Here is a 13,142-nt window from a genome sequence, read left to right as displayed (position 1 = left end):
AAACGGTATTTCATTAATATTGGTCACTCATTCCAATAATATATGGTGCCCGATAAATGCCGAAGATCCCGATGCCTGCGCTCTCCCTGTTGATTAGCATGTCCTTCGTTATGCAAGGATGTTCAACCCCGACGCCTGGCGGAAGTGAGCGTGGAAGTGAAACGCGTCCGTTACTCACCGCCGCAGAAGCGAGCGCCTTTACCCAGGCGAACTATTTTGCGCGCGGCGGCTTATTGGCATCTCCTGACGGCCCGTGGACGCCGTCGCCGGAGGTTCTGAAAGCACAGGACACGCCGTGGCGGGTGGCCCACAGCGGCGCCCCATACACCAGCGTTCAGCAGGCGTTAAATGCCGCGCTCCGCCAGCAGGCGGGAGATCGCCAGCGCATTACCATTCGGGTGGAGCCGGGCGTCTACCAGGAAACGGTCTATATCCCGGCCGACGCTCCGCCGGTCACCATCTACGGCAGCGGGGCCGCTCCCGAAGCGGTGAGAATCGAACTGCCGCTGGATTCACAATTCTCGCCACAACGCTATCGTCAGGTGGTTAACGCGCAACAGCAATACGGTCCGGGAGATCCTGCCTGGTACCAGTACGCGCTGTGCGCCGAGCGGACCACCCCGATGATTGGCACCAACTGCGCGGCGGTGATGTGGGCGCAAAGCGCCGATTTTCAGCTGGCGAATATCAGCATCGTGAACAGCCTGCTCGACAACGTCGATGGTGGAACCCACCAGGGAGTGGCATTACGCACTGATGGCGACCGGGTCCAACTGCAGAACGTCCGCCTGCTGGGGCGTCAGGATACCCTCTACCTGAATACCAGCGATCAACGTAACGCCGCCGTCACCGACCGGATCAGCCGGGTCTATATCAAAGACAGCTACGTCGAAGGGGATGTTGATTATGTTTTTGGTCGGGCGAATGTGGTGTTTGATCAGGTGCATTTCCATACCGTCTCTACGCGTCACTCGCCGGAAGCCTATGTGCTGGCGCCCAACACCTTACCGGACAACCCTTACGGTTTCCTGGTGCTGAACAGCCGCTTTACCGGCGATAGCGGCTATCAGGGGTCGTTCAAAGCGAAGCTGGGGCGAGCCTGGGATCAGGGTGCAGGGAAGACCGGTTATCTGCCGGGCAACACCGCCAATGGCCAACTGGTGATTGCGCACAGCACCATTGACGGCAGCTACGATAAGCTTGCACCGTGGGGTGCTGCCGCAACCACATCGCGACCGTTCCGCGGCAATACCGCCGCAGTACGTCAGCTGAATGATGTGGCCTATAACCGCCTATGGGAATTTGCTAACCACACTCAGCCGGAATGATTAAAACGGCAGTTCGCGCGGGCGGGTCTGCAGAGTTATCCAGCGCAGTTCGGTAAACTCAGCAATGCCTGCCCGACCGCCGAAGCGCCCGTAGCCCGAAGCTTTACAGCCGCCAAACGGCATCTGGGCCTCATCGTGCACGGTGGGGCCGTTAATGTGGCAGATTCCGGTTTGCAGTGCCTGAGCCACGTTCCACGCCCGGGCGCTGTCACGGCTGTAGACTGCAGAGGAGAGCCCGTATTCGCTTTCGTTAGCAACATCCAACGCCTCTTGTTCACTCCTGACGCGAATTATCGCTTTCACCGGCCCGAAGGATTCCTCCTGCCAGATGCGCATCTCGCGGGTGACGCCATCAAGCAGGGTGGCCTGCATCTGTGGAGAGTCGGCTTTACCGCCGGTTAACAGCCGCGCGCCTTTTGCCAGCGCATCGTCAATCAGTGCATTACATCGCGCCACGGTTTTCATATCGACAACCGGGCCTATCAGTCCGGCAGGCAGGGTTGCCGCCCGGTGACTTAATCGCGCGATAAACGCCTCGGCAATAGACTCATCGACGATGATCCGCTCGGTCGACATACAGATCTGCCCGGCATTGGCAAAGGCTCCGAATATTGCCCCGGCCGCCGCCTGGTCGAGGTCGGCATCGTCGAGCACCAGCAGCGGGGCTTTGCCGCCCAGTTCAAGCACCGCCGGCTTCAGATACTGACCGCAGGTTCGGGCAATAATACGGCCTACGGGAGTGGATCCGGTGAAGTTGACACGACGCACCGCCGGGTGGGCAATCAACGCTTCGACCAGCGCCGGGGCATCTGCCGGAGCGCAGGTCAGATAGTTCACCACGCCGTCCGGTAACCCAGCCGCCGCCAGCGCGTCGACGATCAGCGCCTGGCTGGCAGGCGATATTTCTGCGCCTTTAAGGATCACCGTGTTTCCGCAGGCCAGCGGCGTGGCAATAGCGCGGGTGGCGAGGATCAACGGCGCATTCCACGGCGCCATGCCCAGCACCACGCCAGCGCCCTGACGCACCGCCATCGCCAGATTGTCCGGCACGTTCGAGGCAATGACCTGGCCCTCGATCTGGGTGGTGAGGGCGGCGGCTTCACGCAGAATATCGGCCGCCAGATGGACGTTAAAACCGGCCCAGTGGGCCGTGGCGCCGGTTTCTGCCGCCATGGCGGCGATAAACTTCGCCTCACGTAGCAGCAGCTGTTCCGCCGCCTCCAACAGCAGACGGCGTCGCTCAACTGGCGCCGTGTCACGCCATTGCGGGAAGGCCGCCGCTGCGGCCTCGACGCTGCATCGGGCATCGGCAAGGCTGGCCGCTGAGGCGACAGAAGCTGTCTCTTCGCTTAGCGGATGATGGCGGCTGAAGGTGGCCTGACCTTCGGCATCGTGCCATTGGCCGTTGGTGTATAACGTGCAGGTAATTGTCATGGGAAGCCTCACTGGTCTGCGATTTCCCGAGTGTACCGGGTGGCGCAAGCGTGCGGTAAAAGCAGGGCGGTTATCGCACGTTTTTTTCCTGGTTTTGTAGGCAGTTCACAACTTCTGCGAACCGGGGGGACGGGGTGCTGAATTAATCAACGAAAACACCGCTTTCCGCATAACCTGATGCCAATTGATTATTTGCCGGTTGGATTCTGCTGTGCTGTTATTAGAGCACATATAACAAATCGAAAAGGTTTATAACCATGTCTACAGGGAAAACGTTACTTGCGCTGGCGTTAAGCGCATTACTGCCGGCGGGTGCCGCGTGGGCGGCCGGTAACGACACGCTGGTTTATTGCTCCGAAGCTTCACCGGAATCTTTTAACCCGCAAATTGCCAGCTCCGGTCCCTCTTTTGTTGCCAGCTCACAGGTGCTGTATAACCGCCTGATTACCTTCGATCCGCTGAAAAACACGCCGGTCCCGTCGCTGGCGACCGCGTGGACTGTTTCCCCGGATGGCAAAACCTGGACCTTCACCCTGCGTCAAGGCGTTAAGTTCAACAGCAACAAATACTTTACGCCGACCCGCGATTTTAACGCCGATGACGTGCTGTTCTCCGTGCTGCGCCAGCAGGATGCCAAACATCCGTACCACAACGTGTCGCAGGGGCAGTACGAGTATTTCCACGACGTCGGGCTGGATAAGCTGATCAAAGAGGTGAAAAAGGTCGACGACTACCACGTCCAGTTTGTGCTGGCGGAGCCGAATGCTGCCTTCCTCGCCGACTGGGGGATGGATTTTGCCTCAATTCTCTCGGCGGAATATGGCGAAGCCATGCTGAAAAAAGGCACGCCGGAGTACGTCGATACCTGGCCAATTGGCACCGGGCCTTACGCGTTACAGCAATATAAAGTCGACTCGCTGATTCGTTATATTGCCAACCCGCATTACTGGGACGGTGAGGTGCCGACAAAACACCTGATCTTCTCTATTACCCCGAACGTCGAGACGCGTCTGGCGAAGCTGCAAACCAACGAATGCCAGATTATCCCGGCGCCGTCGCCGGTACAGTTCCCGGTCATCAAAGGGAATAAGGATCTGGCGCTACATTCGGTTGAAGCACTGAACGTCGGCTATCTGGCATTTAATACCGAGAAAAAACCGTTTGATAACGTGCTGGTGCGTCAGGCACTGAATTACGCCACCGACAAACAGGCGATCGTCCGCGCGGTATTTTTAGATTCTGGCGCCGTCGCCAAATCGCCGCTGCCGGCAAACATGCTCGGCTATAAGAAAGATCTGCCGGATTACGATTACGATCCGCAAAAGGCTAAAGCACTGCTGAAACAGGCGGGGCTGGAGAAAGGGGCTGAGGTGACCCTGTGGTCAATGCCGGTGCAACGGCCGTACAACCCCAATTCGCGGCGCATTGCTGAAATGATCCAGAGTGACTGGAGCAAAGTGGGCATCAAGGCCAACATCGTGACTTATGAATGGGGTGAATACCTTTCCGGCATGCGCAAAGGGGAGCACGATAGCGCGCTGTTTGGCTGGATGTCGGACAACGGCGACCCGGACAACTTTGCCGGCACCCTGTTGAGCTGTGATAATATTAAGACCGGCTCTAACGTTGCCCGCTGGTGTGATAAGTCCTACGACGCGCTGGTGAAAAAAGCGATTCTGGTCAGCGACCCGCAGCAGCGAGCCGCACTGTATGGCCAAGCGCAGGAGATCTTTTACCAGCAGGCACCATGGATCACTCTGGCAACAGGCAAAACCTTCTACGCCACGCGCAGCAACGTCACGGGCTATAGCGTGAGCCTGATGGGCAGCGATTTTTCTAAAGTAAAACTGAATTAAAGCGAAAGGAGAACAGAATGGCGCATCTGGATGACGTTATCGCCCGCGTGGACGCGGCGATTGCCGAAGGGGTCATCACCCATATGAATGAACTGTTGATCGCTCTTAGCGATGACGCTGAGCTGAGCCGCGACGAGCGCTTTACCCAGCAGCAGCGGTTGCGCACCACCATTGCACATCATGGGCGTCAGCACCATGAAGAGCAGGAGGCGCGCCGCGAGCAGTTAAATAAGGGTGGCGCCATTCTCTGACCGACCGCCTCAGAACTGGCGTCTGGCTACCAGCCAGGCGCCTGCTACCAGCATCACCGCGCCGCACAGCGGCCCCAGCAACGCCCGCCATGGCACCCCGTGCGCTCGGATAATATCAATGACTAATCCACCTACCAGCTGGCTGGCAATCAGCACCGCAATGGTGGTGGCCGCGCCGACGTTTTGATAGCCGCTGATACTGGCGAAGACAAAAAACGACCCCAGCAGGCCCGGGATCAAGGTCCACCATTTAATGCTGACCGCCAGCTCCTGAAATCCTGCTGCCCCGTGGCGCAGCATCAGGATCGTCACGAAAATAACAATCCCGACCAGCGAGTTAAGCAGCATGGCGATCAGGATAGTGGATGCAGACTGGGTGATGCGTACCATCAGGGTATTCTGCACCACCAGCCCGATACCCGCGGCAATCAGGCAGGCGAGGGTCAACGACTGGTTCATGCACTGCCGTCCGGATCGCGGCGATCGTCAAGCTGTAGCTGCATAAAGGTCAGATCCAGCCAGCGACCAAATTTAGTCCCCACCTGCGGCATCTGCCCGGTTGTGACAAAACCCAGCGTTTCATGGAGATGCAGCGAGGCCTGATTTTGCGCTTCGATCCCGGCCACCATCACGTGTTTATTAAGCCGACGGGCTTCGTCGATCAGCGCTACCAGCAGGGCGCGTCCCAGCCCTTTACCCTGATGGTCGGGGTGTACATAGACCGAATGCTCGACGGTATGACGAAAACCGTCAAAAGCGCGCCAGTCGCCAAATGAGGAGTAGCCGGTAACCACGCCATCTTCTTCACTGACCAGCACCGGAAAACCGGCCAGCTGCCGGGCTTCAAACCACGCAAGGCGGTTATGGGTATCGACGGTTTTGTCGTTCCAGATAGCGGCGGTGTGCAGGACCGCGTGGTTGTAGATTTCGGCGATCGCAGCGCAATCTTCTTTGCCAGCGTAACGAATGGACATAGCAGACCTCAGTGACTGTACACTATAGTAGTACGATATTATTACAATACTGTACGTAACGCTGTCATCTGTTTTAGCGAAAAATTTCTCATCCCGGCTAGTGTAAAGGCTTTCGTGCAATGGGACAGGCTAAGGATTTCGTAGGGCATCATCTTGTTGCGGGTCAATTCATACACTATAGTACTACGCTATGAACACGACTGAAGACAATATGAATCAGCGCATTAGCGCACGCATACGCATCGAACGTGAATCTCGCGGCTGGTCGCTTAGCGACCTGGCCGAGCGCGCCGGAGCCTCCCGCGCGATGATCCACAAGATCGAACGCGGCGAAAGCAGCCCGACGGCCTCGATGCTCGGGCGGCTTTCAGGCGCCTTTGGCATCAGTATGTCCACCCTGATTGCCAGAGCGGAAATGCAGGAAGGGAAACTGCTGCGTTTTGCCCAGCAGCCGGTCTGGCGCGATCCGCAAAGCCACTATCTGCGGCGTCACGTCTCTCCGCGCAGCGATCTGCCGATCGATCTGGTGCAGGTGGAGCTGCCGGCCGGCAGCGATGTCCCGATGCCGGCGGCGTCATATGCGCTGGCGCGTCAGCTTATCTGGCTGCAGCAGGGGGAGCTGGTTTTTGTCGAGGGTGCCACCCGGCACGAGATGCGGGCCGGCGACTGCCTCGAACTGGGGCCGCCAAACGACTGCCGGTTTATCAATGAATCCAACGCATCCTGTACCTACCTGGTGGTGCGGTTAAATCAATCTGCCTCATAATGCCAATGTGCGCGGCGTCAATTGCGACTAGCCTTGGTACAGGCTTTTAACTGGAGGAGTTTGCTATGGCTTTTCATCCACAGCGTCATCGTCGACTGGTGCTGGCTTCCCGCCCGCACGGTGAACCGACCGGGGATAATTTCCGTCTGGAAGAGGGCGATGTGCCGACCCCAGGCCCAGGTCAGCTGCTGTTGCGCACGGTCTATCTCTCATTGGATCCCTATATGCGTGGCCGTATGAGCGATGCGCCATCCTATTCGCCACCAGTGGAAATTGGCGCGGTGATGGTCGGCGGTACGGTGAGCCGTGTTGAAGTCTCCCATCACGCTGATTTTAAAGCTGGTGAATGGGTACTGGGCTACAGCGGCTGGCAGGACTATGAACTCTCCGACGGGAGCGGGCTGGTAAAACTGGGCACCGACCCGCAGCATCCTTCCTGGGCGCTAGGGGTACTCGGCATGCCTGGGTTTACCGCCTATATGGGGCTACTGGATATCGGTCAGCCGAAGGCCGGTGAAACGCTGGTGGTGGCTGCCGCGACCGGGCCAGTAGGCGCCACGGTCGGGCAGATTGCTAAGCTCAAAGGCTGCCGTACGGTGGGGATCGCCGGGGGCAGTGAAAAATGTCGCTACGCGGTGGAGACGCTCGGGTTTGATGTTTGTCTCGATCACCATGCGCAAGATTTTGCCGCCCAGCTGGCTGCGGCCTGCCCGCAGGGGATTGATATCTATTATGAAAATGTCGGTGGTAAGGTGTTTGATGCCGTTCTGCCGCTGCTCAATACCTCGGCGCGCGTGCCGGTCTGTGGCTTAGTCAGCGGCTATAACGACACCAGCCTGCCGGAAGGGCCGGATCGTCTGCCGCTGCTGATGGGGACGCTGCTGAAAAAACGCATCCGTATGCAGGGTTTTATCATCGGCCAGGACTACGGCCATCGTATTGCCGAGTTCCAGGCTGAAATGGGCCGCTGGGTGCAGGAAGGTAAAATCAAATATCGCGAGCAGCTGATCGATGAGCTGGAGCGTGCGCCCGAGGCGTTGATCGGCCTGCTGAAGGGCAAGAACTTCGGTAAAGTGGTGGTCCGCGTTTCGCCCGACGATTAACTTCGCGCCACGCTTCGCAAAACGATGATAAGAAAACCCGGATAACGCCAGCTATCCGGGTTTTTTGTGTTATTCCCCGGTGGCCTGCGCTTACCGGGATGGCAAAAGCGTTACTCGAACCGCCAGGCGAGGTTCAGGCCGACGCCGTAGTTACGCCCTGGTGCTGGCTCGTAATAGCGGCCGTTGGACTCGTTGACGATAACCGAACCGACGTAACTGCGGTCAAACAGGTTGTCGATGCGGCCGAACAGATCCATATCCATCTTGCCGTAGCTCCATTTATACCCGGTGGTGAGACCGACCACCGTCCACGATGGCGCTTTGGCGGTGTTCTCATCGTTGGCCATAATATCGCTCATATAGCGGATATCGCTGCCGGCGTACCAGCCGCGGTCCGGCTGATAGCCGAATGAGGCGTACCCCATATTGCGCGCGATGCCCGGAATACGATTACCATTGCAGTTGCTGTCGTCACAGACGTTGGTGCGGTAGGTTGCATCCAGCCACGTCCACGCGGCTTTCAGGCGCCAGTTCTCAGCAAACTGCTGATCCAGCCCCAGCTCCAGCCCCTGACGGCGCGTCTTACCGGCGTTCTTATAGCTGGTACGCCCGCCGCTGCTGGCATCCACCACAATCTCGTTATCGGTATTGGTCTGGAACAGGGCCGCGGTAAACAGGCCGTTGCCGATCCGCGTCTTGCTGCCGATCTCGACCGTTTCGTTGGTCGATGGTTGCAGGCCGAAGTTCAGGCCGCTCTGATTATCCGAACGGTAAGATAACTCGTTAATGGTCGGCGTTTCAAAGCCGCGACCGGCGGAGAGATAGACGTTCCAGGCATCGGTCACCGCGTACTTCAACGAGCCTGCCGGCAGCCATTTGTGGTAGCTGGCCTCGCCGCTGTCATCGCCATTGCCAGTCGTAATGTATTGATCGTTGGAGTCGAACCATACTGAACTGTAGCGTACCCCGGCATCGAGGGAGAGCTTCTCCGTCAACTGCCACTGGGTCTGCAGATAGGGATCGAGGTTCCACATCAGGTTACGTTCATTGCGACGCAGGCTGGCTTCTTCACCGTACTGCGGCGCGCCGTTGACCATCACATAGTTTTCATAGCCTTTACGGCGCTCGCTCATGTTTTCATAGTCGAGCCCGGTGGTAAAGGTGACCGGCACCAGCAGTTCGCCGCGGTGGGTCCAGCGGGTATCAATGCCCTGATAATGGCGCGTCAGATCGATAACCCCGCCGGCATGGGTTGGGTTGAGCTGTGGCGCCCGGGGAATTGACTGATATTGCGTGGTCTCACGTTCCCCGGCGTACATCATGACGCTCAGGTCATCCTGCTCGCTGAGCGCTCTTTCGTAGCGCAGCCCCGCCTGGGTCTGTTTTGTCGATTTACGGGTATTGTACTGGTCACCGCGAGGCGACTGGCGCGGATTACTCTGCCACTCATCGTAGCTCAGCCCGCCGGCATCATTGGCTTTGATATCCACGCTGTTAAACAGCAGGGTCAGCTTACTGACATCATTGATGCGCACGCCGAGCCTGGCGTTGGCCAGGTTTTTACGGGCACCGCTGTGGTCGCGATAGCCGTGGGTGGTGAAGCGGTTGGTCGAGACGGTGTAATCGACGTCACCGGCGTGGGTTCCGTCGCCGACGGAACCGGTCGCCTTCAGGCCGTAGTGCCAGGTCCCGAAACTGCCGTAATAGCTGCTGGCTTCGATGGTCGGCGGTTGGCTGCCGGTCTGGGTCGACACATTGATCACCCCGCCGGAGGAGTTCCCGTACAGGGCAGAGAAGGGACCGCGCAGGACCTCAAGGCTCTCCACGCTGCCAATATCAATATTCGAGGTTTGCCCCTGGCCGTCGGGCATGGTGGCCGGAATGCCGTCAACGTAGATACGCAGTCCGCGCACGCCGTAGGTTGAGCGGGAACCAAAACCGCGAATCGATAATTGCAGATCCTGGGCGTAGTTCTGTCGGTTCTGCACCTGCAGCCCCGGCACCGCACCCAGCGACTCGGAAAGGTTCACCCGCGGGGCGGCCTGACGCATTTCATCCCCGTTAACCACGCTGACGGCGGCGGGGGTATCAAGTTCGGACACCGTGGTCGGTGCGGCGGTGACGACCATGGTTTGCTCGTCGCTCTCGGCCAGGGCAAAGAGAGGTAACAGGAGGGCAGGAAGCGCAACCGTGCGCACGGAAAGGGTTTTCATGACAGCTACTCGTAAAACGAACCAAACGGAACATATACGCACATGTTAATCCTTTTGTAATTATTTGAAAATTATTAACAGCATTTTAGTTAAATAATGGCACCGAATGGCTATTTTCGCGTCGTGGATGCAGAATAGCGCTCCACTTTACCTCAAATAATGATTACTATTCGCATTTGAAAATAACGCAAAGCCATGACTTTGCATCACGGAAGCCATGTTGAGCAGGCATATAGTTGTTTTATCAAAGGGAGTCGTCATGTCATTACGTCATCTGTCCGCGCCGCGTCTGCGCCGTTCACTGTTGTTAACCTCTTTACTGCTGGCGGGGAGCTTTAGCGCTCATGCGGCAGACGAAATGCTGCGCAAGGCTGTGGGTAAGGGCGCATACGAAATGGCTTACAGCCAGCAGGAAAATGCACTGTGGGTCGCTACGTCACAAAGCCGCGCGCTGGATAAAGGCGGGATTGTTTACCGTCTGGATCCCACCACCCTCGAAGTTACCCAGATCATTCATAACGATCTGAAGCCGTTCGGCGCGACCATCAACACCACCACGCAAACGCTGTGGTTTGGTAACACCACCGACAGCACCGTCACCGCAATTGATGCGAAGACCGGCGCCGTGAAAGGCCGTCTGGTGCTTGACGACCGCAAACGCAGCGAAACCGTGCGCCCGCTGGCGCCCCGTGAACTGGCGGTCAATGAAAAAACCAACACCGTCTACATCACTGGTCTGGGTAAAGAGAGTGTTATCTGGGTTGTGGACGGCGACAAGCTGACCCTGAAAGATACCATCAGCAATACCGGCGCTATGGCTACTGGCCTGGCGGTAGATGCTGATGCCAAGCGTATTTACACCACCAATGCCGATGGCGAACTGCTGACCATCGACAGCGACAGCAACAAAATCATCAGCCGTAAAAAGCTGCAGGATGACGGCAAAGAGCACTTCTATCTGAACCTGAGCCTGGATACCGCCGGTCATCGCGCCTTTATCACCGACGGCAAACAGCCGGAAGTTCTGGTGGTCGATATCCGCGATGGCAAAGTGCTGCAGAAAATTGCCGCGCCGGAATCGCTGGCGGTGCTGTTCAACCCGACGCGTAACGAAGCCTATGTGACCCATCGTAAAGCCGGTGAAGTGAGCGTGATTGACGGCAAAACCTACAAAGTCGTCAAAACCTTTAAAACCCCGACTCACCCGAATAGCCTGGCGCTCTCCGCCGACGGTAAAACGCTGTACGTCAGCGTGAAGCAGGAATCCAGCCGTCAGAAAGAAGCCACCCAGCCGGATGACGTTATCCGTATTGCGCTGTAAATCGTTTTTGAGGAGGGGGCAACCCCTCCCACCCGCCTGAATCACCCTCTGTTACAAACACCGATTGGCCTGAAGAATGTAATGACATTACAATCAATACTTTCCCCGCCGCTGCGGGGCAATGGTTATCATTCAGGAGGAAGTATGAATAAGCCATTTATGGTGCTGTGCGCTGGCGCGATGCTGGCACTGCTCGCAGGTTGTAGTTCAAACTACGTCATGACAACGAAAAGTGGGCAGACCATTGTGACTCAGGGCAAGCCGCGCCTGGATAAAGACACCGGTATGACCAGCTATGTCGATGAATCTGGCAACCATCGCCAGATTAACAGCAGCGAGGTATCGCAGCTGGTGGAAGATAATTAAGTGACAGCAGGTGGTTTGCCCGTTTCCGGGCAAACCACAACCGGTTTACTTCTGTAACGTCTGCACGCCAGGCGCTTCGCTATGAATAGCATGAACGCGTTTGCGCACGCCAAACCAGCCAGCTACCAGCAATACCGCAATCAGTGGAATCGAACCGATGGTATAGGTACCGTTCGGGTAATCGAAAGCCATCAGTACCAGTACGCTGAGTAGGAACAGCAGGGTCAGCCAGGAGGTAAACGGCGCACCCGGCATTTTAAAGCTCACATCCGCCGCTTTCCCTTGCTTAATCGCCTGACGCAGTTTCATCTGGCACACCACGATAAAGGCCCATGAGGCGATAATCCCCAGCGATGCCACGTTCAGCACGATCTCAAACACCTGCGACGGCACCAGATAGTTCAGAAACACCCCGAAGACATACACCACCAGCGTCGCCAGAATCCCGGCGTACGGCACGTGATGACGGCTCATCTTCGACATGAACTTCGGTGCAGAACCGCCCATCGACATCGAACGCAGAATACGCCCGGTGCAGTACAGGCCGGAGTTCAGGCTGGACAGCGCGGCGGTCAGCACCACGATGTTCATCACGCTACCGATATACGGCACGCCCAGCTTAGTGAAGAAGGTAACGAACGGACTTTGTCCGGCCTGATAGGCATTCCACGGCAGCAGCAGCACCAGCAGCACGACTGAACCGACGTAGAACAAGCCGATACGCCAGATCACGCTGTTGATTGCGCGCGGCACCACGGTCTGCGGATCTTTACACTCACCAGCGGCGGTGCCCACCAGTTCGATAGAGGCAAAGGCGAACACCACGCCCTGAACCAGCACCAGCGCCGGCATCAGGCCGTGCGGGAACAGGCCGCCGTTATCGGTGATCAGATGGAAACCCGTGGCGTTGCCGTCCAGCGGCTTACCGCTGCCGAGGAACACCGTCCCCACCACCAGGAAAGCGACAATCGCCAGCACTTTGACCAGCGCAAACCAGAACTCCATTTCGGCGAACCACTTCACGCCGATCATGTTCATGGTGCCGACGATTGCCAGCGCGCCGAGGGCGAAGACCCACTGCGGGACATCACCGAAGGCACCCCAGTAGTGCATATACAGCGCCACGGCGGTGATATCGACAATCCCGGTCATCGCCCAGTTAACGAAGTACATCCATCCCGCCACGTAGGCCGCTTTTTCACCTAAGAATTCGCGGGCATAGGAGACGAAACTGCCGCTGGAGGGGCGATGCAATACCAGCTCGCCGAGGGCGCGTAAGATAAAGAATGAGAACAGGCCGCAGACCAGATAAACCAGCGCCAGGGCTGGCCCGGCCATCTGTAAACGCGCACCAGCGCCGAGAAACAGACCGGTACCGATAGCCCCGCCGATGGCGATCATCTGTACCTGACGGTTACCCATCGCTTTGTGATAACCCGCTTCCTGAGAGTTTAGCCAGTGACGCTTGGCGGCGTGATGTTCCGCCGTTGTGTTGTGCTTAGTATTCATTGTAGTACCCATTTTCCTGTC

The 13,142-nt window shown here is 57.6% G+C and carries 12 protein-coding genes; 7 read left to right on the top strand and 5 right to left on the bottom strand.

Annotation, left to right across the window (positions count from 1 at the left end; translation table 11 throughout):
* Nucleotides 1-56: 56 nt before the first annotated feature.
* Nucleotides 57-1,328 (top strand): pectinesterase family protein, encoded by a 1,272-nt coding sequence (locus ACMYSN_RS02995; protein ID WP_462496960.1) that lies wholly within the window; start codon nucleotides 57-59, stop codon nucleotides 1,326-1,328.
* Here the strand turns inward: ACMYSN_RS02995 and ACMYSN_RS02990 are convergent, their stop codons facing one another.
* Nucleotides 1,329-2,762 carry an aldehyde dehydrogenase gene (locus tag ACMYSN_RS02990; protein WP_462496959.1) on the bottom strand — a complete coding sequence of 478 codons (1,434 nt, stop codon included), beginning with the start codon at nucleotides 2,760-2,762 and terminating at the stop codon, nucleotides 1,329-1,331.
* A 257-nt stretch (nucleotides 2,763-3,019) separates the two neighbouring features.
* Here ACMYSN_RS02990 and ACMYSN_RS02985 point away from each other — a divergent pair, with 257 nt between their 5' ends.
* Complete coding sequence (locus ACMYSN_RS02985) at nucleotides 3,020-4,618, top strand: ABC transporter substrate-binding protein (protein WP_462496958.1); 1,599 nt, start codon at nucleotides 3,020-3,022, stop codon at nucleotides 4,616-4,618.
* 17 nt (nucleotides 4,619-4,635) lie between these two features.
* Nucleotides 4,636-4,869: a YdcY family protein gene (locus ACMYSN_RS02980; RefSeq protein WP_123754200.1), complete on the top strand. Its 234-nt coding sequence runs from the start codon at nucleotides 4,636-4,638 to the stop codon at nucleotides 4,867-4,869.
* Between the two features lie 9 nt (nucleotides 4,870-4,878).
* Here the strand turns inward: ACMYSN_RS02980 and ACMYSN_RS02975 are convergent, their stop codons facing one another.
* Together ACMYSN_RS02975 and ACMYSN_RS02970 are read right to left on the bottom strand one after the other, a co-directional pair.
* The gene (locus ACMYSN_RS02975) at nucleotides 4,879-5,328 is read right to left on the bottom strand and encodes a DMT family transporter (RefSeq protein WP_123754201.1); all 450 of its coding nucleotides are present in this window, start codon (nucleotides 5,326-5,328) and stop codon (nucleotides 4,879-4,881) included.
* Nucleotides 5,325-5,843 carry a GNAT family N-acetyltransferase gene (locus ACMYSN_RS02970; RefSeq protein ID WP_462496957.1) on the bottom strand — a complete coding sequence of 173 codons (519 nt, stop codon included), beginning with the start codon at nucleotides 5,841-5,843 and terminating at the stop codon, nucleotides 5,325-5,327. Before ACMYSN_RS02970 ends, ACMYSN_RS02975 begins: the two co-directional genes overlap by 4 nt.
* Before the next feature lie 190 nt (nucleotides 5,844-6,033).
* Here ACMYSN_RS02970 and ACMYSN_RS02965 point away from each other — a divergent pair, with 190 nt between their 5' ends.
* A complete protein-coding gene (locus tag ACMYSN_RS02965; protein WP_123754203.1) occupies nucleotides 6,034-6,609 on the top strand; it encodes a helix-turn-helix domain-containing protein in 576 nt (191 codons plus the stop codon).
* A gap of 65 nt (nucleotides 6,610-6,674) precedes the next feature.
* Nucleotides 6,675-7,712: an NADP-dependent oxidoreductase gene (locus tag ACMYSN_RS02960; RefSeq protein ID WP_462496956.1), complete on the top strand. Its 1,038-nt coding sequence runs from the start codon at nucleotides 6,675-6,677 to the stop codon at nucleotides 7,710-7,712.
* A 110-nt stretch (nucleotides 7,713-7,822) separates the two neighbouring features.
* On the opposite strand, the gene pqqU is transcribed toward ACMYSN_RS02960, so the two are convergent.
* Entirely contained in the window at nucleotides 7,823-9,925 is a 2,103-nt protein-coding gene (gene pqqU, locus ACMYSN_RS02955; protein ID WP_462496955.1) for a TonB-dependent receptor PqqU, read from the bottom strand.
* A 259-nt stretch (nucleotides 9,926-10,184) separates the two neighbouring features.
* Here pqqU and yncE point away from each other — a divergent pair, with 259 nt between their 5' ends.
* Together yncE and ACMYSN_RS02945 are read left to right on the top strand one after the other, a co-directional pair.
* On the top strand, nucleotides 10,185-11,246 hold the full coding sequence (yncE, locus tag ACMYSN_RS02950) for a YncE family protein (protein WP_462496954.1): 1,062 nt from the start codon (nucleotides 10,185-10,187) through the stop codon (nucleotides 11,244-11,246).
* 144 nt (nucleotides 11,247-11,390) lie between these two features.
* Complete coding sequence (locus ACMYSN_RS02945; protein ID WP_123754206.1) at nucleotides 11,391-11,612, top strand: YgdI/YgdR family lipoprotein; 222 nt, start codon at nucleotides 11,391-11,393, stop codon at nucleotides 11,610-11,612.
* A gap of 45 nt (nucleotides 11,613-11,657) precedes the next feature.
* Here ACMYSN_RS02945 and ansP read toward each other — a convergent pair whose 3' ends face one another.
* Complete coding sequence (gene ansP, locus ACMYSN_RS02940) at nucleotides 11,658-13,121, bottom strand: L-asparagine permease (protein WP_462496953.1); 1,464 nt, start codon at nucleotides 13,119-13,121, stop codon at nucleotides 11,658-11,660.
* Nucleotides 13,122-13,142 lie beyond the last annotated feature (21 nt).

The sequence above is a fragment of the Klebsiella sp. R445 genome (genome assembly GCF_051131755.1).
GTDB lineage: Bacteria > Pseudomonadota > Gammaproteobacteria > Enterobacterales > Enterobacteriaceae > Klebsiella > Klebsiella lignicola.
The sequence above is the reverse complement of the archived record's forward strand: the minus strand, read 5'-3'. Positions and strand labels throughout refer to the sequence as shown.